The organism is Bartonella sp. CR84HXZ, from assembly GCF_042194535.1.
GTDB lineage: Bacteria > Pseudomonadota > Alphaproteobacteria > Rhizobiales > Rhizobiaceae > Bartonella > Bartonella grahamii.
The window spans coordinates 1-1,135 of the sequence record NZ_JBHIMY010000094.1 but is presented as its reverse complement, the minus strand read 5'-3'; the positions used below and the strand labels follow the sequence as shown (position 1 = coordinate 1,135).

Here is a 1,135-nt window from a genome sequence, read left to right as displayed (position 1 = left end):
CCCCAATACGCAAATCCAACCCAATTATAAAAATAATTAACCACTCCCTCATTGACCTACCAACCCCATCCAACATTTCCATATGATGAAACTTCGGCTCACTACTCGCATTCTGCCTAATTCTACAGATCATCACAGGCCTATTCCTAGCAATACACTACTCGCCAGACACCTCTTCTGCCTTCTCCTCAATCGCACATATCACCCGAGACGTAAACCATGGCTGAATCATTCGCTACCTCCACGCCAACGGCGCCTCCATATTTTTCATCTGCCTCTTCCTACACGTAGGCCGAGGCCTTTACTATGGCTCATTCCTTCTCCTAAAAACCTGAAACACTGGCATTATGCTTCTATTCTTAACTATAGCAACAGCTTTTATAGGCTACGTGCTCCCATGAGGCCAAATATCATTCTGGGGAGCAACAGTAATCACAAACCTATTATCAGCAGTCCCATACATCGGGACCGACCTCGTCCAATGAATCTGAGGCGGATACTCCATTGGTAACCCCACCCTTTCACGATTCTTCACCCTACACTTTATTCTACCCTTCATTATTACCGCCCTTACAACAGTCCATCTACTGTTTCTACACGAAACAGGATCAAACAACCCCTGCGGAATCTCATCAGACTCAGACAAAATCACCTTCCACCCCTACTACACAATCAAAGATATCCTAGGCCTAATCCTCCTCCTTTTCATCCTAACAACACTAACACTACTTTCACCCGACCTCCTAAACGACCCGGACAACTACACCCCAGCCGACCCACTAAATACCCCTCCACACATCAAACCAGAATGGTACTTCCTATTTGCATACGCAATTCTACGATCCGTTCCTAATAAACTAGGAGGCGTACTAGCGCTCTTCCTATCAATCTTCATCTTATCTATCATCCCCATACTTCACAACTCCAAACAGCAAAGCATAATATTCCGCCCACTTAGCCAATTCCTGTTCTGACTCCTAATTACAACCCTACTAACCCTCACCTGGATCGGAAGCCAACCAGTAAATCAACCCTTCATTCTCATTGGTCAACTAGCATCCATAACATACTTCATCACAATTCTAATCCTAATACCACTAACCTCCTTGATCGAGAACAATCTACTCAAATGAAC

1 pseudogene is annotated in these 1,135 nt (G+C 44.7%); it reads left to right on the top strand.

Going from position 1 to position 1,135, the window contains the following annotated elements:
• Nucleotides 1-101: 101 nt before the first annotated feature.
• Nucleotides 102-1,133 (top strand): annotated as a pseudogene (locus ACFIKD_RS09520) (cytochrome b N-terminal domain-containing protein); the annotation flags it as partial.
• Between the last annotated feature and the right edge of the window lie 2 nt (nt 1,134-1,135).